Source organism: Methylocaldum szegediense (assembly GCF_949769195.1).
Classification (GTDB): Bacteria; Pseudomonadota; Gammaproteobacteria; order Methylococcales; family Methylococcaceae; genus Methylocaldum; species Methylocaldum szegediense.
On the sequence record NZ_OX458333.1, the window covers coordinates 284020 to 308112 of the forward strand.

General features: G+C 58.5%; 22 protein-coding genes. 2 read left to right on the forward strand and 20 right to left on the reverse strand.

The annotated features are described in order from the left end of the window. Positions 1-143: 143 nt before the first annotated feature. A complete protein-coding gene (locus tag QEN43_RS01235) occupies positions 144-488 on the reverse strand; it encodes a c-type cytochrome (protein ID WP_026610476.1) in 345 nt (114 codons plus the stop codon). An 8-nt stretch (positions 489-496) separates the two neighbouring features. Beyond that, positions 497-1021, reverse strand: coding sequence for a c-type cytochrome (locus tag QEN43_RS01240; protein ID WP_317963629.1), 525 nt, complete (start codon positions 1019-1021; stop codon positions 497-499). Between the two features lie 795 nt (positions 1022-1816). On the opposite strand from QEN43_RS01240, the gene QEN43_RS01245 reads away from it, so the two are divergent. Next, positions 1817-3421: an FAD-binding oxidoreductase gene (locus QEN43_RS01245; protein WP_051331726.1), complete on the forward strand. Its 1605-nt coding sequence runs from the start codon at positions 1817-1819 to the stop codon at positions 3419-3421. A 560-nt stretch (positions 3422-3981) separates the two neighbouring features. Here QEN43_RS01245 and hpnR read toward each other — a convergent pair. The 15 genes from hpnR to smbP form a co-directional block, all read right to left on the reverse strand. After that, positions 3982-5535, reverse strand: a complete 1554-nt coding sequence (hpnR, locus tag QEN43_RS01250) for a hopanoid C-3 methylase HpnR (protein WP_317963630.1) — start codon at positions 5533-5535, stop codon at positions 3982-3984. Between the two features lie 279 nt (positions 5536-5814). Further along, positions 5815-7173, reverse strand: a complete 1359-nt coding sequence (locus QEN43_RS01255; protein WP_051331727.1) for an alpha/beta hydrolase — start codon at positions 7171-7173, stop codon at positions 5815-5817. A 27-nt stretch (positions 7174-7200) separates the two neighbouring features. Next, complete coding sequence (locus tag QEN43_RS01260) at positions 7201-7692, reverse strand: hydrogenase maturation protease (RefSeq protein WP_051331728.1); 492 nt, start codon at positions 7690-7692, stop codon at positions 7201-7203. A 133-nt stretch (positions 7693-7825) separates the two neighbouring features. Beyond that, positions 7826-8620 (reverse strand): CDP-diacylglycerol diphosphatase, encoded by a 795-nt coding sequence (locus tag QEN43_RS01265; protein WP_317963631.1) that lies wholly within the window; start codon positions 8618-8620, stop codon positions 7826-7828. Positions 8621-8747: 127 nt separating this feature from the next. Beyond that, a complete protein-coding gene (locus QEN43_RS01270; protein ID WP_156912773.1) occupies positions 8748-8885 on the reverse strand; it encodes a hypothetical protein in 138 nt (45 codons plus the stop codon). 134 nt (positions 8886-9019) lie between these two features. Beyond that, complete coding sequence (locus QEN43_RS01275; protein WP_317963632.1) at positions 9020-9985, reverse strand: IS481 family transposase; 966 nt, start codon at positions 9983-9985, stop codon at positions 9020-9022. 293 nt (positions 9986-10278) lie between these two features. After that, positions 10279-11352 (reverse strand): sodium:calcium antiporter, encoded by a 1074-nt coding sequence (locus tag QEN43_RS01280; protein ID WP_317963633.1) that lies wholly within the window; start codon positions 11350-11352, stop codon positions 10279-10281. A 65-nt stretch (positions 11353-11417) separates the two neighbouring features. Beyond that, positions 11418-11900, reverse strand: coding sequence for a hydrogenase maturation protease (locus QEN43_RS01285; RefSeq protein WP_317963634.1), 483 nt, complete (start codon positions 11898-11900; stop codon positions 11418-11420). Then, positions 11897-13192, reverse strand: coding sequence for a Ni/Fe hydrogenase subunit alpha (locus tag QEN43_RS01290; RefSeq protein WP_026610481.1), 1296 nt, complete (start codon positions 13190-13192; stop codon positions 11897-11899). Before QEN43_RS01290 ends, QEN43_RS01285 begins: the two co-directional genes overlap by 4 nt. Next, complete coding sequence (locus QEN43_RS01295; protein WP_026610482.1) at positions 13189-13968, reverse strand: NADH-quinone oxidoreductase subunit B family protein; 780 nt, start codon at positions 13966-13968, stop codon at positions 13189-13191. Before QEN43_RS01295 ends, QEN43_RS01290 begins: the two co-directional genes overlap by 4 nt. Position 13969: 1 nt before the next feature. After that, the gene (locus QEN43_RS01300) at positions 13970-14803 is read right to left on the reverse strand and encodes an FAD/NAD(P)-binding protein (protein ID WP_026610483.1); all 834 of its coding nucleotides are present in this window, start codon (positions 14801-14803) and stop codon (positions 13970-13972) included. An 11-nt stretch (positions 14804-14814) separates the two neighbouring features. Further along, positions 14815-15912 carry a 4Fe-4S dicluster domain-containing protein gene (locus QEN43_RS01305; RefSeq protein WP_317963635.1) on the reverse strand — a complete coding sequence of 366 codons (1098 nt, stop codon included), beginning with the start codon at positions 15910-15912 and terminating at the stop codon, positions 14815-14817. A 272-nt stretch (positions 15913-16184) separates the two neighbouring features. Next, positions 16185-17144 (reverse strand): substrate-binding domain-containing protein, encoded by a 960-nt coding sequence (locus QEN43_RS01310; RefSeq protein ID WP_036268901.1) that lies wholly within the window; start codon positions 17142-17144, stop codon positions 16185-16187. A gap of 34 nt (positions 17145-17178) precedes the next feature. Then, the gene (locus QEN43_RS01315) at positions 17179-17733 is read right to left on the reverse strand and encodes a DsrE family protein (RefSeq protein ID WP_026610485.1); all 555 of its coding nucleotides are present in this window, start codon (positions 17731-17733) and stop codon (positions 17179-17181) included. 681 nt (positions 17734-18414) lie between these two features. Continuing rightward, the gene (gene smbP, locus QEN43_RS01320; RefSeq protein ID WP_051331731.1) at positions 18415-18810 is read right to left on the reverse strand and encodes a small metal-binding protein SmbP; all 396 of its coding nucleotides are present in this window, start codon (positions 18808-18810) and stop codon (positions 18415-18417) included. Positions 18811-19618: 808 nt separating this feature from the next. Between smbP and QEN43_RS01325 the strand changes: the two genes are divergently transcribed. Further along, positions 19619-19900, forward strand: coding sequence for a hypothetical protein (locus QEN43_RS01325; RefSeq protein WP_051331732.1), 282 nt, complete (start codon positions 19619-19621; stop codon positions 19898-19900). Between the two features lie 189 nt (positions 19901-20089). Here QEN43_RS01325 and QEN43_RS01330 read toward each other — a convergent pair whose 3' ends face one another. The 3 genes from QEN43_RS01330 to QEN43_RS01340 form a co-directional block, all read right to left on the reverse strand. Further along, on the reverse strand, positions 20090-20923 hold the full coding sequence (locus QEN43_RS01330; RefSeq protein WP_026610487.1) for a PEP-CTERM sorting domain-containing protein: 834 nt from the start codon (positions 20921-20923) through the stop codon (positions 20090-20092). 1181 nt (positions 20924-22104) lie between these two features. After that, positions 22105-22398 carry a hypothetical protein gene (locus QEN43_RS01335; protein WP_026610489.1) on the reverse strand — a complete coding sequence of 98 codons (294 nt, stop codon included), beginning with the start codon at positions 22396-22398 and terminating at the stop codon, positions 22105-22107. Further along, positions 22395-23687 carry a cytochrome-c peroxidase gene (locus QEN43_RS01340; protein WP_084162083.1) on the reverse strand — a complete coding sequence of 431 codons (1293 nt, stop codon included), beginning with the start codon at positions 23685-23687 and terminating at the stop codon, positions 22395-22397. Before QEN43_RS01340 ends, QEN43_RS01335 begins: the two co-directional genes overlap by 4 nt. Positions 23688-24093 lie beyond the last annotated feature (406 nt).

The following is a 24093-nucleotide window of genomic DNA, read 5'->3' on the forward strand; positions in this document are numbered from 1 at the left end:
GTCTCTCCTCCAGCTGTAGGTCAACCATCCTTTGCCGGAAAACCGGCGCTGTGTCGGGAGAGGATTGCCAACCGACTTGGGTGCGTCATCGAAGGCGACAATCCTTTGTCGACGTATGGGTTTGCTTTCGTACGTCCGCCGCGTCAACGCAGCGTTTGGAGATACGCGAGCACCGCCTGCAATTCGGGGCCGGTTAGGTCCATGGTCGGCATGAAGCAGCCCGGCTTGTGGGTTTGCGCGTCCGCGATCCAGCCCCCGAGGTTGCCCACGGTATTCGGGAGCACGCCCGCGCCGATGTAACGTCGGCTCATCAGGTGGGTCAGGTCGGGACCCAAGACGCCATCGGCATCGGTTCCCCGAACCGCATGACAAACGCCACAGCGCTCGATGAACACCCTGTAACCCGCACGTTCGAGCTGCGCTGCGGGAGGTGCGGCAATGGACTGGGCCGCCAAGCACATTGCGAACGGGACGAGGTACTTGAGCATCGATGGCTTCATCGTTGGGTACCGCGTCTTCTGCCTGACTCTGAGCGCACTGGCTTTTTCTCCAAGCCGGCGTCCGGTGCAGACGCTCCGCCGAGTGTTCGGACAAAGGTCACTAGCTGCCAGATGGACTGAGGTGGCAAGGCCCGGCTCCAGGCTGGCATGCCGTTGGGACGGCCTTGGGCGATGCTGAGATAGATCGCGGCCGGTTCTCCGCCATAGATCCAATCGTCATCACTTAAGGACGGCCCCATGCCGCCGCCTCCTAAAGGGGCGTGGCAACCGCTGCAATTCAGACTGTCGAACAGCTTTCGTCCCTGCACGATGGCACCCGCATCGTTCGCGTATGGGTTCTCGAGTGCCGGTTCTCGCCGCAGGACGATGGGATTGCCGGAAACGGGCACTTCCAGCAGTTGGGTAGCGCTAGGGCGATGCAGCGGTCTCGCCCCCCACTCCTGGCCGAATGCGGGAAATACCACCGACGATGCCGCTGCCGCGGCCGAGCTCAGTAATGCAAGGCGTTTAATGCTTCCCATCTAACGCGGCCGATAAACACTTAAGGCGGCTATGCCCCAAATTAGTTGAAAACGGTGACCCTGTCGCTAGCGGAGATTACGTATGATCGAGTGCGCCAGCAGGCTCAATCCGTGACGCTTTCTCGATTGGAAACGGTGAACGCCGATGATCTGAAGCCCGCCGAAGCGAGTTCGATGCAGGTGTATTTGGAGCCCAGGAGGTCGTCCCGGTTCAGGGGGATCTCCCCAGAGGGCGAAGGTCTAAACTCCCTTTTCTTCCTGGGAAAGGTCTAGGGACGAGGGCCTGGTCTTTTCAGGTCGTTTCCAACTGCCGGATTTAGGCCAATCAACCGTTGGGCCAACAGCCTGGTCTGCAAAGAATCGCCGACCTACGAAAGCTAATCCCAAAAACCACCGTTGAATTTTCAGAAATGACGGCTCATCAGCTGCCGCATTCCTTCATCGCACCCTCATCTCCAGAGGAGAGGCTAAACGCCCTTCTTCCTCTGGGAGAAGGGCAGGGGATGGGAGCGCAACGCCTTTCAGGTTGTGTCAACTTTCGGATTTAGGTTGACATTCCGCATTGCGGAGATAGTGGCCGTTCCACTATGCCATAACGAGGTGGCTCAGGCGGATATTCATTGTTTCCTAATATGGACGGGATTATGTCCTGGTCCTCCCGAGGGTTTAGAATCGAAGCCAGCCTCGAGTGGTTGGCTCGAGCGAGCCTCTCTCCGCACGGAAAGAGCGGCAAGGAATGCCGGCCGGCGGCGATTTACCGAACACAATTGCACGTTTATCAGACATGGAGGTCCGATGGTGCATTCAAATTTTAACGCTACGGCGGCTGAAGCTCTGGCCGTCGCCATTCGCAAACGGATCCGCGGCGAAGTCCGTTTTGATTTTCGCGGCTGGCCGCCCCGCGCGGTCAATGCCGCCTGCGACCGTCCGGTGCCGATCGGTGTGGTCGTTCCACGCGATGTTAATGACGTGGTTGAGACCGTCGCCGCCTGCCGCAGGCATGACACCCCCGTCATCCCGCGCAGCGGTAGAGGCGGTGTGGCAGAGCACCAGCACCGTTCCGCGGTGATCATCGATATGTCCAAGCATCTTGGTGGCCTCTTGGCCGTCGACGCGGAAAGACTGCGCGCCGTGGTCGAGCCCGGCTGCGCGCTCGAGTCGCTGTGCTGGCAGGTCGAGAAACACCGTCTTAGCTTCGGTCTCGCCCCGTCGATTCATGATCACCGCACGCTGGGTGCCGTGTTAGGCCGCGGCACCTGCTGTCCGGACTCGAGCATGGCCGGGGCTCGCGCCGCAGACCATATCCATAGGTTGGATATCCTCACCTACGACGGACTGCGGATGACAGTCGGGCCGACCTCCGAACTGGAACTGGAGACCATCATTCGCGAGGGCGGCCGGCGCGGGGAAATTTACGCAGGACTCAAGGCCTTGCGGGACAAATACGCGGATACGGTACGGGCGCGTTTTCCCAGAGTGCCCCGGCGGGTCTCCGGCTATGCGATCGATCAACTGCTGCCCGAGAATGGCTTCAACGTCGCTCGTGCGCTGATCGGCACCGAGGCGACATGCGTAATCGTCCTGCATGCCGAGTTGCACCTAGTGCCCAGCCCGCCCCACCGCACATTGTTGTTGCTGGGTTGTTCCGATATTTGCAAGGCTGCCGATCACAACGCCGAGCTTATGGGGGCCGCCCCTCTGCACTTCGAAGCGGTCGACGAACGGTTCGTTCAGTTCGCGAAAGCCGGCCGCATAGAGCTCGGAGCGTGGGATCTTCTGCCCGAGGGGCGAGGCTGGCTGATCGTGGAATTCGGGGGCGAGACACGTGAGGAATCGGACGGTAAAGCCAGGCAACTTATGGGCAAGCTGCGGGGCAAGCCGGGAATTCGGGCGATGAAGTTGCTGACCGGGCCTCGCGAGAAAGCCCTGCTGTGGAGTGTCAGGGCGGCGGGGCTGGCGGCCGATTGGACATTGGCATCGCGGACGACCCAAGCAGTTTGGGGGGACGCGGCCGTCCACCCCCACGATATCGGGCCCTTCTTGAGAGATTACCGGGGCTTGTTGGACAAATACGGTTATCGGTGTGCCATGTACGGCCATTTCGGCCAAGGCTGCATCCACAGCCGCGTCGACTTCTCCAGTCGGGAAGGCGGGCGATATTGGCACGCTTTCCTGGACGAAGCGACGGACCTCGTTTTACGTTACAACGGCTCCCTGTCCGCCCGTCGAAGCGGGGGCACGGCCCGAGTCGATCTTCTGCCCAGGCTGTACGGGGATACGCTGGTTCAGGCGTTCCGCGAGTTCAAAGCGATTTGGGACCCCCGAAACCGCATGAATCCCAGCTGGGTGGCCGACCGGTTTCCGTACGCCGAGCCGCCGAACCTGAAACGGGCCATGTGAGGAGCTCCCGTATGAGGTGCGAGTATGGATGAGCTCGGTAGGTGAGCGGAGGTAGTCTCAATCAGCCGTGTATCGGTGCGGCGTATGTCGGACCATCGTGTTCGGGGAATCGGCAAACCTTTAGATGTAGTGAGCAAAGCGAACCGCCCTTCAACCACACCTAAGGCAGGCATCCTTTCCGACTCGATTGGTGCGGTTCGCTTTGCTCACCGTACCCTACGCGACCGTCATTCCGGCAGGGATCGCCGGAATCTAGTTCATAGGGATTGTGAAGGTCGGTCGGTGTCGGGAATTCGTTTCCGACAAAGGTCTTGGGGCAGGTTATGGTATTTGTAAAAACCCGCCTTTTCGCGGTGTGCGGCGCGTTACGGCCCAGCGGCCTTACCCGCCCTCTCATAGCCCAGCCGTAGGGTGTGGTGAGCGAAGCGAACCGCACCACACCGAAACGGTGTCTTTGCCGGCGGATCGTCGCGGCCATCGGCGTACCTGCGTGGCACGTCACGCTGCCGCAATGCATTGAGGAAGCCGAAGACGGCTCGTTTGTCGATGCCGTACGGTCGTCAGGCCTCCTGCCACGTGCCCATCCTGCTCTCGTCGACGAAGCGTTCGGTCGCTTCGTCTAGCGCACGCGGTTTGCGTTCGCGAACCTCGTGTACGTAGAGGCTTTGCGGCTTGATCTTCTGATCGGTGCGCTCGGGCGGCAAGGACATCTCGTATTTCACGGGACGGCGGTGGTCCGCCAGCTGCAATTCCGGGTTGAAGACGCTGTTGAACTTCCACAGGCTCTTTAAGAAGTTGGTCTGACCGCGCATCAAGTGGCGGAAAACGATGCCGGCAGTGCCTTTGAGGGCTTCCCAGCCGAGGTGTTTCATGTTGAGCACCTGTTGGGTTTTCACCAACTCCTTGTAGAACTCGGGCAGCGGTAGCCGGGTGGGCAAGACCGCGTGCTGGATGTCGAACAGGCGATAGTCCCGAGTGGTCAGCTTGCGCGATTCGGTGTGCCAGGTTTCGGTGCCGGGATAGGGCGTGTTGACGCTGATGTTGACGATCTCGGGAATCTCCAGGCACCACTTGCGGATGGTTTCGAAGCGGTCGCGGTCCCAGTCGGGGTCGGCGATGATGTTGATGGCGACGTTGATTCCCAAAGAACGGGCGAATTCCAAGGCTTCGAAGTTCTTGGAAAGGCTCACCCGCTTGCGGAACAGGGCGAGTCCGTCTTCGTCAATGGCCTCGACCCCGAGAAACATGTATTCCATGCCCAAGGATTTCCAGAATCGGAACACGTCCTTGTTGCGGAGCAGGACATCGCCCCGTGTTTCGAGGTAATACTCCTTCTTGATGCCGCGGCGGGCGATGGCTTCACCGATTTCGAAGCCGTGCTTGTCCTGGATGAAGGCCACGTCGTCGACGATGAAGATGCCCGGTTCCCGGATGCGGCTCAGGTCTTCGACGATCTTCTCCGGGCTCATGACGCGATAGCTGCGGCCGTAGAAGGTCCAGGCGCTGCAGAAGGAGCAGTCCCAGGGACAGCCGCGTGTGAATTCGATGGAGGCACAAGGATCAAGGGTGCCGAGGAAATATTTTCGGCGATACCGGACCAAATCTCGCGCCGGGCTGACGTCGTCGAGATTGGCCACGAAGGTAGGCGGCGGACCTTCGCCGTCCATCGTGACGGCTCCCGGCACCTTATGTACCGAATCGCGGTCGTGTTCGATTGCCTCCAGGAGTTTCGGAAATCCGGATTCGCCCTCGCCGCGCAGCACGCAGTCGATCTTGCCTTCGCCGTGTGTGAGCAGGTCCCTGGCCGTGAACGAAGCACTGTGTCCGCCGATACAGACGAAGCAATTGGGCAGTCGGTCTTTGGTGTCCTTGGCGAGGTCGACCACTTCCGGAACGTTGGCCAGGTAATTGAGCCCGAATGCCACGACGTCCGGCCGCCAAGTTTCCAGCATGCGATAGAAGTCCTGATGGGTCTCGACCTGAAGATCGATCAGACGGACCGAGTGCCCCAAGCGGCGTGCCGAGTCGGCCACCATCTCCAACCCCAGGGGTTCGAGACGGAGAAAGACCTTGGTGTACATCAGGGGACTAGGATGGACGGCGAGAATTTTCATGAAGGATTTCTCTTTCTTGGTTATTGCGCTTATTAGTGGTTGGTTGCCTGGTTCGTTGAGGAAAACCCCAATGCTTTACACGCTGAAAGGTGTCGAATCAAAGTGAGAGTATGGAATTTCGGAAACATGTCAATTCTAGACATTTTGTCGTTTTTACATCCGGTAGTGAAAAGGGGAGGCAGTCTTACGTTGCGGTTGTCATTGGCTGTCGCTGCCTTTGGGGCGCTAGGCAACGACCGTAGCCGGACGAGAGGCATGCGCTAGGCTGGACTATGCCAATTAAGGCACTACCGACATGGAAGCGCCGTTCGTTGTCCTTCTCGCGTCGGCGGGATCGCGCAGGAGGGCATTCAATATGGCGAGAATGTCCCGACGGTTCTGCGTGTACCAAAGATTGCCGAGATGACCGCCGTGGGGATAGATGATGGCGCGGTCGCCGAAAATCCGTTCGATGGATCTCAGGTCTTCTTCGGAGACCAGAAAGTCGTCCGCGTTATGCATCAGATAAACCGTCGGATCGTTGCCCAAGGTCGGCGCGATACTTTTCAGCGATGACGCTCTGACCAATTCCTCGAAGCTGAGTGTTTGTTTACGCCGCTCCAGGTGCGGCACCAGGACCTTTTCGAGGTAGGCCATGAGGCTATAGGATCGCGCCTCTTCCAGACGCGCGCTGCGATAGCCCCAGCTGATCGGGGTTTGGAGAAATCCCATCGAGGGGTTGACTAGTGAACTGACGTAAAGCGAGCTTCCCACCGGCTGACGCAAGGTCCATCCGATCAGATAGCGGATCTGTTCGTCATCCAACTGGAGGCGCCGGTCCCAATCGGCAAAATAACCGGGATCCTCGATGCTGCGGCTGAGGGCGGCCCTGCCAGTGCCGATGGCATAGGACTGGATGCTCGATCTTTGCTGTTCCGTGTAGAGCTTTTCCAAATTCGCTAACTGCTCTATCGTGCGGATGGCCCCGAGCAGATCGATGGGCGGGTTGATCATCAGGGTTGCGTCGAAGCCGATTTCCTTTCTTTCCAAGTCGAACTTGCGGACGAAGGCCGCCGTCAAAGCGCCGTGGCTCAATCCGACCAGGCCGATTCGGGTGATTTCCGGATGAAACCGCTCGCGCACGGCGTTCAGGGCGGCTTGCATGGCTCGGTACATGTCCTCGCTATCCCTTTCGGTGAGACCCGGCAAGGCCGAGCGACTGGCCGCTAAAGTGAAATTCCAGTGGAACGGCGAGGGTAGCGATAACACCTGAAATCCATGGTCGGTCAGCAACTGCGCGAGATATCGGACGGCGCCCGAATAGGCGGAACCGCCGAACCCAGGCAGGACAAACACCAGCGGTGAAGGTCCAGGGTATGGCGAATAGCGGACCCGCAGTTTTCCTTTGCCTTCGAGCAGCGGAACTTCGTTCCGGCCTGGGATCAATTCCAGTTCTAAATCCTGGGACTCTTCCCAAACATAGCGCTGTTCGCAGTCTTTCAGGATGGCGACGGTGGCGGTGGCGGTATAAGCGTTTTTATAGGGGTAGCCATAGGTGGATTCGTCTACCCATTTGGCAAACGTGATCGGACAGATGCACAGAAACAGCACGGCCGAGATTCCGAGCCACCGAAGGCACAAGTTCGTGAGGTATGCCATGTCGGACCTCCTGTCAGGATTCAGGCGTTACTGCGCACCATGTGCGGTCCACTCCGCAATTTCATTCAGCACGGCGGCCGTCAAGTCGGGAATCGCCATCGCCACCGGCTCGCTCAAGTTTTCGGCCGGTCCGAACCCCGCATCGGCCGGAACTTCGACGAGAAACAGCACGACGTCTTGCGGCAGATCGTTCAAGGCCCGACCCAGAGCCAGGGTTGCGGACAGTCCGAAACCGTGGCTGGAACAGGGCTCAGTGCCATCTTCGAGATTCTGCGCGTTCAGGCGCATGATTGTACCTGCCGCCGCTCCGGACCGTACGGCGTCGATCAGGATCGCGAGACGCGCGCCGCGCATGGCGTCGAGCAGATTATTGCCGACCGGATCACAGATTTCCGCCGACGCGAATCCTTCCGGCAATGCGCGGAAGCCGTCCGATCGCATCAGGTTTTCCACCGTAATCCAGCCGACCCGGTCGTCGCCGAATGGGGAACCGAGTCCCAGGACGCGGATCGGCGTCATTCTCGGAACACCCTCAGTCTCAGGAAATGCGTGGCGCAGGAAATGCACGGATCGCAGTTGCGGATGACCTTATGATCTTTTTGCGGAGCAGAACCCGTCGTTTCGATCCGGCTGTCACGATAACGCTGGTTTATCAAGGAGGGCATGAGTAGTTCAGCTGTCCCTCAACAAACACGCTATAGGTGCAAGAATTACTCCCGCTATCATAAGTACCGCCAGTATGTAAAACATAAAATCCAGTTTTTGCTCCCGCGATAATTATACCGTTACATGCCATATTTTCCTCACCAACTTTTTTACTAACCATCGTGAACGGGTCGGTAAATTGACCGTCATCGAAAATCGCATAATAGGTTATATTGCCGAGCTTAACTTGATGCCAATGTCCATCATGAGGAACGATCTGATTATTATTGATCGCGCTTTTCATATCGTCCATGAGCTTACCGACATGAATATGCAGTTGATGTTTGCTCCGCTTCGGCAATGGATTAATCGCAAGCGCAATATCCTCAGTGGGAATGTTTTCATCCTTAGCCAGATCCCACGCCAATTTCCAAGATCTTGGGTCTCGGTGAGCATGATCCTCTACACCGATAACAGGATAGTTCGGCACAACTAGCCAGTGACCGGGTCCTTTCGAGGTATCGCAACTGTCGTATATTGCGTTGAACACAGTGTGATAAGAGTGGGCCGATATCTCTCCGATATGTTTAATATAGGGTGGATGATGCGGACAGGAGTCACCCGGTTGAACATCTTTGCAGTCCTCAACACTGAGCCAAAGACTACACGCGGGATCGGCAAAGTTCGATGGATCGGTACAATCTTTGTCCAGGTTTGGCGCAGTATCGCCCAAAATTTCAGCGCTGAACTGAGTAAGTAAGGCGAAAGGTATAAGCCGCCGGGTTAAATGTAATTTATTCATTTAATTCCTTCTCACTCAATAAAATGGCTTCTGGATGTTACTTAAGTAAATCCATTCAGTAGTGGGATGAATTTATTGAACTCAGTATTATGGCCCTACGACGGTATGAAATTCAGAGCTTCCTCGCTTAATTCAGACCAGAGAAATATTCGATAATATCCGGTTTTCGCAACACGGTTTTCTTTTTGACTCCGCCGCTGGACAGGATATCCATCCCGTTCACAACGTCGGTGAAAGTTTGAGGTAGGCTGGAAAAATCGGACATCGGAGTTTCCTGAGACGGAAGTGCTATGCATAGGTGCTGAGGGCAAACGTCAAACGTCAGCAAACACGCTGTTCAGCTACCGGCTGAGCCGTCTGTCTCAGATCTCCAGTTCGTTCTGACGGTCGATGAGCAGGTTATTTATCAAGTCCCGCAAGATCGTAAACCTTCTTTCGAAAAAGATGAGGATGGGACAGTTGCCAGTTTTTGAGAGCCTGGATCGGGGTGAGATGGCGTAAGGCCTTTTGGGGAATGTGATGATTGTACAGCTCGACATAGCGGTGCAGGGTGGTGTCCAGATCGGCGGTTGAATCGAAGTGATGGGTTTGCAACACCTCCTCGATGCGGCCATTGAAGCGTTCCACCAGGCCATTCGTTTGGGGCCGGCCCGGCGGAATCAGGCGATGTTCGATGCCTTGTTCAGTACAGAGGCGGTCAAACTCATGCGTCCCCGAGGGCTGCCGAGTTCGGGTCAGGAAACGGTCGGTAAACTCCGAGCCGTTGTCGGTCAGGCATTTCTGGATGCGGAAAGGCGCGGCCTGAATCACCGCTTTGAGGAAGTCCTTTGCGCTTAAGGCGGTGCGGTTGGGCTTGAGGGCGACATAGACCCAGCGGGTGGCGCGGTCGATGGCGACGAACAGGTATCGGCGGGGTTCGCCGTCGATGGCGGGCAAGTACTTAACATCCAGGTGAAGGAAGCCGGGCTCATAGGCCTTGAAGGGTTTGACCTTCGCCTTCTCTGTAGGCGGAAGCAGGGTCTTGAGGGACGCCACCCCGTGGCGGCGCAGGCAGCGGTCTAGCCCGGAACGGGACACGGCGGGATTGAGAAATTCCCGGGTCACGGCCAGGAGATCATCCAAGGGGAGGAGCAGAGCTTGGCGGAGGTAGACCACGATGGCTTCCTGGGCGGGCGTGAGCGTGGTTCTGAGGGTGTGGGGCCGGTGTGAGGCATCTTCGACCGAGGAGCGGTGTTTCCACTTGCGGACGGTCGTTCGGCTAATGCCATGCTTTTGGGCCAAGGCGCGCTCGCTCAACGTGGACGCTTGAATGGCCTGCCGAACGGCCGGGGTGGTACGGGCGTTCTTATGAAGACGAATCGGCATGGAGAGAAACCTCACTTGGACGAACCGAATATCTCCTGGAGAAGGCTCCGGGCTTCGAACAGAGCATAACTCCTTCTCGGTAAATAATCACACGAGACGCGACAGTTATTCACCCTCTCCGAGGAACGTTCATACCCCGAGAGCCAGAACCATGGGCGTAACCGTTCTCGATATGTCGGCCAAATCGAAGTCTTTTGCAGAGGCCATGCCGCGGCGCATTGAATATCGCCTTGAGAGCCTGGCAGCAAAAACGCGTGGAAGGCGGCGAATTACCCGTTGCAAGTCCCGTGAAACTAGCGGAGATGAAAGAGGACGATCAGCCCACCGAGGTAGAGCAAAAGCACGATGAGAGAATCGATCCCCATTTTGAAGACGACGTAGTTCCTCCGCATGATCAGCCCGGCCAGGTAGACGGTTGTCACGGCAATGCCGAGAAGGATGGCGAGAATCGAGAATCGGCCCGCCTCATTGAGGATAGGCTGTTTTGAATACGCGGCATCCGCGAAAAATAGGAGCATGACCGAAAACAGATTCGTGCCGAAGGCCTCGGCGAAGGCCATCTCGTACTGCTTCAAGCGAACCGCCGCAAGCGTGGTGCTCAGCTCCGGCAACGACGTCGAGATGCCTCCCAAGACCATTCCGACAAAGCTCGCGCCCAATCCGGTCTGCTCGGACAGCGCGTCGCTGGTCCGGGCCAGAACATATCCGGCCATCAGGATTGCCGTGCTGGCAACCAGAATTCGCAGGATCAATGCTCCCAAGGATGCCCGAACCGGTTGTTTCGATTCTGTACGTTCGATAGCGGCCGGTTCGAGTGCGGCTGGAGGGGATCGCGAGGCCTGTCTGGGTATCCAGGGTGTGCTCCGCTCATAGTGCTTGATGAGCCATATGAAAAACAGGTAAAGCAGCACAAGTGCGCTGGTCCAACCGCCGATGCCGGTGTTCAGGACTGGGCGATCGCCGGCAACCATACCCGCGGCGGCCACGGTAAGAATGAGCACCACCAACGCTCCTTGCAGCAAAATGATGGGGTGGACCACATCGACGGACAGAGGTTCCCAGCCCTTGATCGCATCCACAATGGCGATCATCGCCATCGTGACCGCAATGCCGCCGAGCAGCATATTGATCGCCAGCGGAGCGTTGCCGATGAGGGAGGCGGAAACGGACGTGGCCGTCTCAGGCAGCGAAGCAACGCCTCCCAGCAGTAGCGTGCCGATCAGCGCCTGCTGGCCCTTCAGCCGATCAGAGATCAGTTTGGCATAGCGTGCCAGCTGGATGCCGGCATACCAGACTACCGCTCCGGCCATCGCGAAAAGAACGGCATTCCATCCCGCCGCAAGGGCATCAAAACGGAGTATGTTCATTCGACATCGTCCCAAGGGCGCTTAGGCCGGCAGGGATTGCGGTCCGGTAATGATAGAGCCGTACATCAGGAATCCGCCCACCGTCTGATATCGGCCAGGACGGCCGCGATCACGCCTGGTATCGCCCCGGTCACAGGCGCGCTCGGGATGCTGGCCCGTCCGAATTCAGCCGTGGCCGGAATTTCGATCAGGAAGAGGATGGCGTTCGGAGGCAATTCGGTCAGAGCCCGACCTAGGGCCAGGGTGGCGGAAAGTCCGAAGCCATAGCTGGAATAGGGCGCAGCTCCGTTTTCGAAATTCTCTGCGTCCAAGCGGTGGATCGTGCCCGCCGGCGTTCCGGACTGCGCGGCATCGATCAGGATCACGAGACTCGCGTCGCGCATGGCGTCGAGCAGGTTATTGCCCACCGGGTCGGGGATTTCGGCCGACGCGAATCCCTCGGGTAACGCGCGGAAGCCATCCGATTGCACCAGGTTTTCCACCGCGATCCAGCCGACTCGGTCGTCGCCGAGCGGAGAACCGAGTCCCTGGATGCGGATCGGCGTCATTCTCGGAACACCCTCAGCTTCAGGAAATGCGTGGCGCAGGAAATACACGGGTCGTAGTTGCGGATGACCTTTTCCCCGTGCAGCCGTAATTCCTCGTCGCTGCGATCGAGTCCGAAGGCTTCGATCGAGCGGTGCAGGTCCTCGGCGATGCGGGCCTGGTTCTGGCTGGTGGGTGGGACGATGCGGGCCTTGAGAATCTTGCCGTTCTCGTCCACATCGTAGCGATGCCAGAGCAGTCCGCGCGGCGCCTCGGTGCCGCCGAACCCGCTGCCGGCGCGGTATTCGCCGGAAACGAAGGGGACGTCGGGCTCATAGTTTTCCAGCAGTCGTATGGCTTCGACCACGGCGAGGTGAATCTCGACCGCGCGCGCCAGCATGCTGTGAAACATGTTGCGGGAAGGGAAAGCGATGCCGGTCTTCGCCAGGGTGGAGCGCACCGGTTCCGGCAGCCGGTCCCAATTCAAGTTGAGCCGCGCCAGTGGTCCGACCAGGTAAGGCCGCCCTTCGAGCAGGGAGTACAGGGCGGTGGAATGGACTTCCTGGTGCTCTTCGAAATAATCCTCGTACCGGTCGGCCGGAATGTCGAGCCCTGTATCCGAAACGATGCGGCCGGAATAGAGCGGGTATTCGGAGGGATGCCTGAGCGCTACGCTGACGAAATCCTGTTGATCCTTGGGCATGTCGATGCTCGCGGCCCAGGCGACCAGGTTTTCCGCATCCGGCAGGGCGGCGTGCAGCCGGTCTACCAGCCTCGCTACTCGGTCTTTCGGCGGTGCAGAATGGAACCCGCCGACCCGCACGCCCACCGGATGCACCGAGCGCGCGCCGAACAGCCGGATCAGCTCGTTGCCGAGACTTTGCAGGCGCAGCCCACGGCGCACCTCGTCCGGATAATCCTTTGCCATCTCCGGGGCGCTGGAATAGCCGAAATAATCCGGCGCTGCCAGGAGGTGTATGTGCAGGCTATGGCTTTGAATCCATTCGCCGCAGTACTGGGCCCGGCGCATGGCCTCGATCCAGGGCGTGGGGCGCCAGCCGAACAGGCTTTCCAAAGCCTGTACTGCACTCATCTGGTAGGCTACCGGGCAGATGCCGCAGATGCGTGCTACCATGTCGGGCACCTCGAAGGCTTCGCGGCCCTCCAGGAATTTCTCGAACAGTCGCGGCGGCTCGCCGATGCTGAACTTCAGGTGTTCGATGCGGCCGTTCCGGATGTGGAGATCCAGGGCGCCTTCGCCCTCGACCCGAGCCAGGACGGGCACGTCGATTTTGATTTCCCGGACCTCGTTCATGATTTCTCCTGCCAGTGCTTGCCGGCTTCGCGGAAAGCTTCAGCCTCGCTATGGATGTAGCGAAAGCGGCGGGCGATGCGATCCGTGGGCATGCCCCTCCGCTCGAACCAGCGGCCCCAGGCGTCGCCGTTGATGTTTTCCGCCGGCCCGTAGCAACCGTAGCAATCGCGGCCAATGCCGGGGCACAGCACGCCGCAGCCAGTGCGGGTGACCGGTCCCATGCAGTGCTGCCCCTGGGTCACCATCACGCAAACGATGTTTTTCCGTTTGCATTCCATGCAGAGCTTTTCCTTATCCTCCCGTGGTGGAGCGCCGAGTAGCAGCGAACTCACCGTCGCCATGACCTGCCGGGTGTTCACCGGGCAACCCCAGAGTTCGAGGTCTACCGGCACGTTGGCTGAGATGGGTGTCGCGGTGTCCAGGTGGTCAACTTTCGATGGGTCGGCATAGACGTCGGCGAACCAGCGGGCGGCGTCGGCCTGGTTGCGAAGCGCCTGCAGGCAGCCCGAGGTGGCGCAGGCGCCGATGGGCACGAGAAAGCGGGTGTTTTCGCGGACCCGGCGGATGCGCTCCCGCTCTTCGTGGGTGGAAATGCTACCTTCGATGAAGGCGAGATCGGCCGGGGCATCGGGGTCGACGATGCCGGCCTCGGCAAAATGCACCACGTCCACCAGCTCGAATAGCTCCACCAACTGCTCGCCGGCATTGAGAAAAGCCAACTGACAGCCATCGCAGGACGAGAATTTGTGAACGGCGACGCGAAGCTTTCTGTCCATGTCAGAACCCTTTCTTGCCCAGCAGGGCTTTCAATTCGGGATAGGGAAACACCGGGCCGTTGCGGCACACGAAGGGCGCGCCGATCATACAGTGTCCGCAATGGCCGATGCCGCAGTGCATATTGCGTTCCATGCTGAGCCAGATGTCCTCGTCGGCCACGCCACGCTGGCTAAGTTCGTAGATGGAAGCGCGCATCATGGGTTCAGGGCCGCACAGGAAGACGATGGTTTGGCTGGGATCGATCTCGGTCCGGTCGAAGAGCGCGGTCACTAAGCCCTGGTGCCAGCTCCAACCGGGCTCGGCCACTTCCGCGGCGAGCAATACCTGCGTGTCGGGCAGTTGCCGCCAGCGCTGGTATTGCTCTTGCCAGATGAGGTCGTCGGACCGCTTGACCCCCTGCATAATCAAGAGCCGTCGGAACCGCTCGCGCCTCTTCGCGATATAGCGGATCACCGAAACCAGGGGCGCGCAGCCGAGTCCTCCGGTAATGAGCGCGACATCCTTTCCCTGCGCCTGGAGCAAAGGCCAGCCGCGCCCATAGGGACCGCGCACGCCGATCCGCTCGCCCGGCTTGAGCCGGCTCAGCGCCCGGGTCACGCGGCCTACGGCCCTGATCGTATGGTCCAGGGTTTCAATCTCATCCGGATCGGAGGCGATGGAAATCGCCACTTCGCCGATGCCATACAGGTAGATCATGTTGAACTGGCCCGGCACGAACGAGTACCCATGGTGGGCCGCCGGATCGGCGAAACGCAGCTTGAGGGTGAAGATGGTCGGCGCTTCCTGAAGGCGTTCGACGATTTCGGCTTCACGCGGTAGATACGGGTTTTGCATGCGTGCCTCGATCAACGGCAGATAGCGGCGAGTTCTTCGGTAATGTCGATTCCGACCGGACACCAAGTGATGCAGCGCCCGCAGCCCACGCAGCCGGAGCGTCCGAACTGGTCGTGCCAGCTGCCGACTTTGTGGGTGAGCCATTGCCGGTAGCGGGTACGGGTGTCGGGACGGATGGTGATCCCGTGGATGTAGCTGTGTCTCTGGGTGAAGCAGGAATCCCATTCCCGATAGTGTTCGCTTCGGGTTCCGTCGAGGCTAGTTACGTCGTTCTCGCTATGGCAAAAGCAAGTCGGGCAGACCAAGGTGCAATTGGTGCAGGACAGGCAGCGCTGCGCGACCTCGTTCCAGCGGGGATGGTCGAGCCGGGCAAACAGCACGTCCTTGAGATTGCGTGATGGGACGCCCTTGACCTGTCGCCGGCCGGCGTCTTCGATCTCCCGATCGGCGGTTTCGATTTGTTCGGCGCTTGCTTCCCGGACCGGCAGCGTAGCGAGAATCCGCTCACCTTTTTCACTGCGTGCCTCGATCAAAAAGCCTTCGTCCAATTCGGAAAGCGCCAAATCGTAGCCATAGGTCGCCCGCGGTCCGTCGCCGGTGGAAGCGCAAAAGCAATTGAGGGAGGGATGGGTGCAATGGACCGCGACCAGAAACAGCTTTTGCCGCCGCGCCGTGTACCAAGGGTCCGGATATGCGCTCTGCATGAAGTGGCGATCGTAAATGTAAAGGGCGGCCAAATCGCAGGCTCTGGCGCCGATCACGGCCACCGGTTCCGCTTCGGGCGGGCCGCTCTTGAAGTCGATCGACCCATCAGGTTTGCGCTCCGCGCTCCAGAGCTTGTCGCGGCCGGCGAAGGTCAGCGGCCGCAAGGCTTGCGGCCCATTGGCCCAGGCAAAGAAGCGCGGCTCGTCAGTTTGTTCCAGCCCGTATTGGCCCGGCGCTTGCCGGTCGTGAACGCCCTTCGGTAACTCATCGACGCCGGAAATCGGTTCGTAAACAATGGCGCCGTCCCTGATGCGCGGGCCGACACATCGATAACCGGCGGAGGCTAATGCAGACAAGAGTCGGGGAAATTCGCTCCTGAGTAGATAATGGGGGTGCTCGGCCATGGTTTCGACTTCCTGTGGTTTTGCTGCCCACCCGTGGCGAGCTGGGCTTTCCGGCATTGTAAATCGTTTCGTGTATCCGTTGAAACGACCCGCCGACGGACAACGTCCGGTTTATTGCTTATTAATCAGGCCCGTAAATACCCTCTTGGTATTTACGGGCGCCGCCCAGGCCGGTACACGCCCGGCCTGGGCTCACGCGGCTTGTTGCCGCGCCGGCGCATCCCTACCCCGGATTAACCCGACCGAAATTTATAGGTCGGGTTAATAGGCCCTCAGTGCAGTCTCGTCATGCCGAATTTTTCCAAAGCGGATTTGGCCTCGTCGGAGCGCAGAAACGCCAGCCAATCCCGCGCCGCGCCGGGGTTTCGGGCGTTCGTGGCGATGGCTGCCGCCTGTATGTCCTCATGTTCATCTTCCGGCGCAATCGGAACGAAGTCGATGGGATGTCCGATCATCATCTGGTATCGCGGTTCGCTGATCCAGGTCAGCCCGGCGTCGACTTTGCCCTGCATGATCCAGAGGGGTGTCTGGCGATGATGGATTTCGGTCAAAAATGCCTCTCCGGTTTTCACCTTGGTTTCATAGACCTCACGGACCAGTTCCTGGCCGCCCGCTTGTTCGAGAGCGGCCCGGATCTGACGGGTGATACCCTCGGTCTCCGGGTTCGGGTTGGCGAGCCGCACGCCCGGCCGAGCGAGATCTTCCAGCGACCGGATGTTCTTGGGATTGCCTTTTTTCACCATGATGGCGAGGCTGTTCTTGACGAAACGCAGCGGCGGGCCCTGCAACACGCCTTTTTCGATCAAGGCGGCGATTCTTTGCTCTCCGGCCTGCACCACGTCGGGCTGGATCGACAAGGTCAGGTTGCCGACGGTGATGGTGTTGCGGTTCTCGAGTTGCCGTTCGATGATCCCCGGCGGAATCGTCTCGAAAAAGATTCGGCCGCGGAGTTCGGGCTTTTGCCGCTGGAAAGCTTCGACCAGTTCCTTCAGCACGAAAAAGTAATTGCCGCCGGCGAACACGACAAACTCGGCGGTGGTCGGGTTGCCGTGAAAATCCGGCATATTGTTGACTTCCGGGACGGTGAACGGGACGCCCGTATCGGCTGCAGGAGGCGTTTCTCCTCGCCAGGGCGGAAAAACGGAGGACGGCGTCGGGGCCGAGTTTTCGGCGCTCGTGGATGACGCCGCGAAAAAAACGATCGTAACGGCCGGCCAGAAGTGCTTGCACACGTCGGCAACTCCATGGGTAAGAAGGACAAACGACTCAATCCGGAATCAGGGCGTAGCCCTCCATCTGATAGAGGGGGAGTACGGTCAGGGCCGAGAGCGCCACGGTAACTTCCGGATTGACGTCGCCCGGCTCGAACTCCTTCTCGGCCAGGGCCTGGCCACAGACGTACAAGGTGACGCCAGCCTTCTTCAAAGCCTCAATCAACTCCGTATTGGGATTCCCGTTACCGAAGCGATTGCGATAGCGCTCGTCCTTCAACACCGCCGGTGTTGCCGAGCCGTGCACTACCAGAACCAGCTTCAAACGTTCCGTCGGAACCCCCGCCAAGGCAAAGGTATTGATCAGCCGGGCCACGTGGTCTAGGCCTGAGTTCGGTTTCTCGGGCGTTTCGGCGCCTTTGGAGATATCGAACAACACCTTGTAAGTCCGATCCGGTGAGGGACGGGCAGCGGCATCCGGATACGGCCGGACTTTGCCGTAACCCCGAATCGCGGGATATTCCCACTCCGCCTTGGGATCTGCGGAGGCTTGACCGATGGAACCACCGATCAACAGACCCGCCAAAATGGAAATCGTTCTCTTGGACATGGCAGCCTCCCGTTCGGAAACGGCAGAGGCCGGCTTTCACACCTCGATCGCTCGCGACACCGTACTGGGGCCACGGGTCGGATGAATGCCGGCAAATTGGTTCGACGTCGCCGCGGAGCGCCTTCAGACTGTATTGCTCCCGGTCGATCTTGCGCCGGACTCGGTCGGTTTCGTACGGCTGCATGACTGTCATTTTCGATTCTTCCCGAATGCTTACAGCCCCTTGTAGCCTCACCCGGTAGGACGTCTGGTCCAAGGAATATCGAACAGCTTTGGGGGCTACCGGGATCGGCTCTTGATCGCTCGGCGGCTTGCCATAAGGACAGCGCGGCCCGGGCCAAATCTCAGATCAAAACTTGGTTGAATTGACGCCCTCGAAGTACAGTGAGTCCTCGTACGCAGTGGCGCACGCTTTGCAGCCACATTGCCCTATGCAGGGGTCCGGACAGTCCGGTCTGCACGTGCATGCTTCCCAGAAACTCTGGTCATGCGTGAAAGGGCCTTTGTAAATGCCATCCGGCCGATAGCGTTTTTTTCCTTCTTGAGTCGGCGTCTTCATGGATTTCTCCCTCATTGGTCATAGCCGCGGAAGCGGGCCAATCGCGGAGTTGCGCCCACGAGCTTTCGGTTCGCTTCCTCGGCGAAGTAATGTTCAGGGCATTCCGAAAGCTTCCGCGCTATTTATTTGGCTGCTCGGAGATGTTCGATGGTTTCCTGAGCCGCCTGTCGCGCGGGCTCGGCTTCACCGGAGTCGCCATGCTCGATGGCGCTGTCCAGACTTTTCAGCGCCGCGTTCAGATGCTCGTCAAATGTGGATTGCGTCAAAGCGGCTTCCACATAAGTCTTGGCGAGCTTCGCGTGTTCGCTGGCGCTCTTGGCGTCGCCTTTTTCGCCGGCGAGGGCCGCGGCCTCGGCATGTTTCCAGGCTTCCTTGATGTGCTGTTCCTTCGTGAACACGCGCCCTTTTTCATCCTTTCCGGCAATCCCGGCTTGGGTATGCAAGACCGTGCCCGCGGCAATCGCGGCATCGATGCCATGCAATGACACCAGGAGACCGATGAGCATCGTGCTGCGCATGTGGTTCCTCCTTTGAACCGCACTGGTGCGAAAATGCATCACCTAAATATTAGTAGGTAGGACGTTTTGTTGAGTTGCTAAGGAGTTCTACGAACACGTGTCGCGTGGGTCTGACATTCGGCTATTTCCGAGGAAGGATGCGGGCGATTTTGCCGATTCATCGGGGGTGACATCGAGACGTCGCCGTTATCGTCTTCGTGCCACGGTCGGTTCGGTTGGAGATACATCGGCAAGGCAGGGCGTTGTTCCCGCCAGTGCGAGAGACGGGGGATCGCGGCAAGAACACTTGCGGCACCGTGAGAAGCATCTAAAAGCCCGCGCGGCGTGTTAGCCTTTGGGTATCTCACGGCGGACCTGAAATGGATTTAGAATTCACTTTTCCCAGAGTGTCGAGTCGGTTTCGAGCCAGGGGCCGACGCTAGTGTACCCTCGAAGACGATCGTCCGAGGGCAGAACGTTTACAAAATTGCCGCGACCGAGCGCAGGACGCAACGGGAGACGTCTAGTCAACGTGCTTGCTCGGGGGAGCCTAGAGAACGAAAACAGAAAACGCAACGGAAAGTTCTGAACACGGGAATCTCACCGATACCTCTTGTCCCTTGACAGACTCGGTCGAAGGGGTTCTCGAGCGAATAGGCTTCTGGCGCTGCAAATTGACCATCCTGTCTCAGGAGACGATATGAATCGAAAATCTAGGGGTGATAGGCCTGCTCGGTCGATTGGCCCTGTTGTGGCCACTCTTTACGGCCTGCCCCTCATGGCGTGTTCTCTGATTACGGTACACACGCCAGCGGGTGACACACGAACGATGAGCCAGCACGAGTTCGCGGAATATGTGGAACAGGTTTTTCGTTATCACAACCAGATCGTTAATGAGCTTATCGAGCGTTCGGCCATGGGCGACAACGAAGAGTCGGACGAACTCGCGAAGGAGGAGGCCCATATGCTTGAGGCCTGCGCATCGCTAAACGAATTCGTTTCGCAATCCATGGCCGGGTTGGACACCAATTTCCGGGCCAAGATGCAACTGGTCGATGCGGTTCCAGAGTGTGAAGCGGCAACCCGCAGAGTGGAAGACTTGCTCCCGTAACGCCGACGCATCGAAGCTTGTTTCGTTGTCCACCAAATTTGGAGACTGCCGCGGACGACCGAAGGGGAGGTCCGAAAAGTGGCAAAAGCCGCGCTGGGTGGAATATCACGGTGGTTCTTCCGGGGCAGTATCGGGGGTGATCGAAGGGCTGATCCTGGCGATCAGCCCTTCGCTTCACAAGGCGCCGTTTCAGGCGAGGAAGGCGGCTGTCTTGCGACGGGATTTCCAGCTCAGGATGGCGAAACCTGCACCCAACAGTGCGAGAGTCCCGGGTTCGGGGATGGTGGCCGTGGCCGGGGCTGGGGTTCGGTTGGGCTCTGCTTCGCTGAGGACTTCGTCGAAATAATCGGAGTAATCGCGGGCTGCCAGGGGATCGGTTTGGTCGGGCTCTGCTTCGTTAAGGGCTTCGTCGAAATAATCGGTGTCATCGCGGGCTACTGGGGTAGCGGCTTGATCGGATTCTTCTTCGATCTTTTCTTGGTTGTGGGGGATGATGTCGTTCCGAGTTCGAATCTGTTTATTGGGAATCAGACTGAACCCGGGCAAATTGGACATGGGCGTTCCCACGATATAGTTAGGCGTCCTCGGAATGTCGATGTAAACAAAGGGTTTGCCGGCTATCGATAGCTCCAACCCCGCCAATTTGGTCTCACCCGTAGCTTCCAATGCGCCGTAGTCCCTGGATACGCTAGCAGAGGCTCCAATACCGCCCACAGAGCCCAATATGCTGTCTAGTACTAGGTTAAGCGAAAGATCGGAAATTGTATCGGCGTACAGAGTAGGCGCGGTACCTGACGAAACTTCTAAGGGGACGATGTCGAGATCTATCAACTCTCCTTTCAGGTAACGGGGTGAGACTTCGACGTTAACCACACGGGATGAATTACTGTCGTCGATGACCGGAGTGTGACCGATACCGGAGACGGAGAAAAAGACGATTCCCATAATCAAGGAAAGGAATTGCCGCCAAACACCCTGTAAAAAAATGCTCTGAAGCGAAATGCCCGAAATGCATTTGTACATAATCGTTTCCTGAAGAGTGTCAACGAGGGAACGGCTCGAATGCGAAAGACATATGTATTATCGATGTGACATTCGCTCGAGCGGTGTTCGGATAGAAGCATAAATCGAGCCAAAATTATATGACTTTGATTTTGAAAGGATATATTGCATTAGGGCGATGGCTATGTAAAAAAATCTGACGATGCGGCCGATTCGACTGCTTTTGTTATTCGCAGACTCATCGTCAACCACTGTCAATTCTTTCCGAGGCGGTTCGCGCTTCGGCGACGCACGGCACAACTCGCTTGCGTTCCGCTCGGGCCGTCGTCGAAGGCGGAAACGCTCGTTGCCCAAGCCGTTCCCAAGATCCGCCGCTAAGTAGCCCTTGAGTAACGATCTTTCGGCAGAGTCAGTGGCTTCGGCGGCTGGCTCCTCAAAAGGGCTTAACCGCCGTCGGATGAAAGCCATTTCGCCATCCTGGTAGGGAAGGATGGCTTCAGCGGTCCCGACGATATCATTCGTAATTGGAAGGAGCATTTGGGTGCTCCCCGGATGACCGTTTGCGATTGGAAGGGTGGCTTCGGCGCTCCCGAAGACACCGTTTGCGATTGGAAGGGTGGCTTCGGTGCTCCCGAAGACATCGTTAGGGATTGGAATGCCTGGGATCCAGTGGGCAAGAATGGTTTCGAGCGTTCGCAACCCCTGTGAACCGGTTTGTGCCGAATGGTCCTGCCCGGCACCCTTCGGGGGCATGCGTGCAGACCTGTCCTACTACGGATTTCAGGCCAGGCGATTCTATGGACTTGAGAACAGGCCTTTCGACGGAGCTCAAGACCTGACCTTCGACTCGGCTTAGGACAGTCCCTTCGGCTGCGCTTAGGCTGGGCAATCCGGCTGCAGCACATTGGAGCACGTCCGACGAGTGATTGCCTTCGGCTCCCCGGCCGCCCCCGCTCGTCTGGTCCGGACCCAACAAGGGGTCCGGACACCGCTCGCAGATGACTCGACGCCCGGTCGCGATGCCTTGTGTAAGACCTTCGACCGCCGCTATCGCGTCGACCTTCGGTCTCACACCCGGCGCTCGGGCTTCCGGGGGCCGCTCGACTCGCTCACTCGCTCCATGTCTCGCAGCGGTCGTCGTTTAAGATCGTGACGGACGCCGGAGATCCGCCCATCGGATCGAACCGTTTGGTCCTTGGTCGTCAGCGGATCAGGGCGTTGACGCAGGAGGCAAATTCTTTCGCCTCTCCCGGCAATTCGCCGTCTTCGGTCGGAAGTGGAAGGGCCGAAAGTGTGAAGGATCCGGCCATTTTCGGAGTTGCGCCGGTCGTGTCCACTCTGCCCGTAATGCTGAAGGTATAGGACTTGCCGGCTGGGAGAAAGCCGATACAGCCTTCGATCGTGTTTACCGCGCCGGCACTGTGGACGATGGCAAACGAGCTCAGGAGAGCGAGACTTCCGACGATTCCGACGGTGACCGCAAGGAGGTTTCTCATTTTCTTCTTTTTGATCCGAGATCTGAGTGTCGGGACGCGTCGTATGCGGTCCGACGCGGTTTCCAGGGGTAAGGTCGATATCCGTCCGATAATGTTTTCAAGAACGCGACGATCGCATCCTCTTCAGCCTTCGTCAGATGAAGATTACCCACTTCCTGGGTGTTCACGTTCGCGGGGACTTCGGGAGCCGGCCAACAGTTCTGGGCCAGTGCGTCTGCTTCGGTCGTGAACGGGTCGGCACAGGTCGGTTTGACATCCCGAGTGTTGTAGAAATGGACGATGCCCTTCAGGGTTTTGAAATAGCCGTTATGCCCATAGGCTTTAATAAATTTGGCATAAGGGCGCTTGTCGACGTTACGCAGGGTCGGCACCTTTTGTTTGCCCAGGTTGTCGGACGCAAACGGCTGATAATCGGAACGCGTTGCTAAAAATGCTCCCAAACCTCCGTCGGTCCAGTTCATGCCCTCAGGGTTGAATTCGGTCTGGGTGTAGAAAGGATTGTCCGGATTGCGGGGTATGCCGATGTTGTCATAGGTGAAGTCGGTGAACAGCGGCGGCTGGCCGGTGGGGCCGGGGTCCGCCGGATGGCAGTTCGCGCACTTGGCTTTGCCCTTGAACAGTTTGAGCCCTTTCTTTTCCTTGGGTGTCAACTTGGCTTTGCCTTTGAGGTAATAGTCGTACTTTGAGGTGAAGGCGTTCGATTCGGTGGAAGCTTCAAAGTCCGCGATCGAGCGTGCGATATACTCGTAGGCGCGGTCCACCTTATCCGGATTGCAGGCGTCCGCTCCCCAGACCTGTTTGAAAAGGTCTGCATACGAGCTGGTACATACTTTCGAAACGACCTCGGCCGGCCCTGATAGCGCCTGTTCCACGGGATTGAGGAAGGGACCTTGCGCCTGGTCGGCAGCCGGATTGCCGAGTTTTTCGCCGGTCGCTCGACCGTCCCAGAAGTTGCCGCCGATGAATAAGGGATCGTCATTCTCGATCACATAATGCAATGTCGGGCTGAATGTCGCATAGGCCGAACTCGGCGGTTTGCGGTTGCCGAATCGGCCCTTGACGGAACCTTCGTAAACCGCTCCCGCTGCGTTGATCGCCGAATCCGGTCCGGTCCAACCCGCTTCTAAAGTATGGCAGGCGGCACAGGACTGATTGCCGTTGACGGACAAGTTCTTATCGAAAAATATGGATTTGCCTAACCGTTCAGATGGCGTCAGGGCGTGCGTAATGCTCGAGCCTAACGTCAGCCAGAGGCTCAGGCTGTAAAGCGTGACTGTCTTCTTGTTCATGCAACATCTCCTTGTGTTTGTGGTTGTCCGACAGCAGCCGTTGATCGGCCAAATCCTAGTGTCATTGGAAGCAGTCGTTGAATGACGAATCCGGAATCGCAACCGAGAACCGGCCTGAAAACGCGAGCGAACTGCCACGCTAGAAAACGCTCAAAGCGCGTTGAGATCAAGTCAGCAAAAAACGGAAAATCTTGTAAGAAGCGGCTGACATCGTGACCTGGTATGCACGTCTCCCACCGGTTTACGGCGCGTCGAAGCTGGTCACCGACGAGTAGTAGTTCGAGCGGTTTGAGACGGAGGAGAAATCTCCGGATTGTGTGACGGAGCGCGAAGCGAAGGTGGAAGAAAATAGGAGGCGGCCGGTTCGGGCAGGGTGAGGCAAGAGCGGGCGATTTCCTCGGTGCGC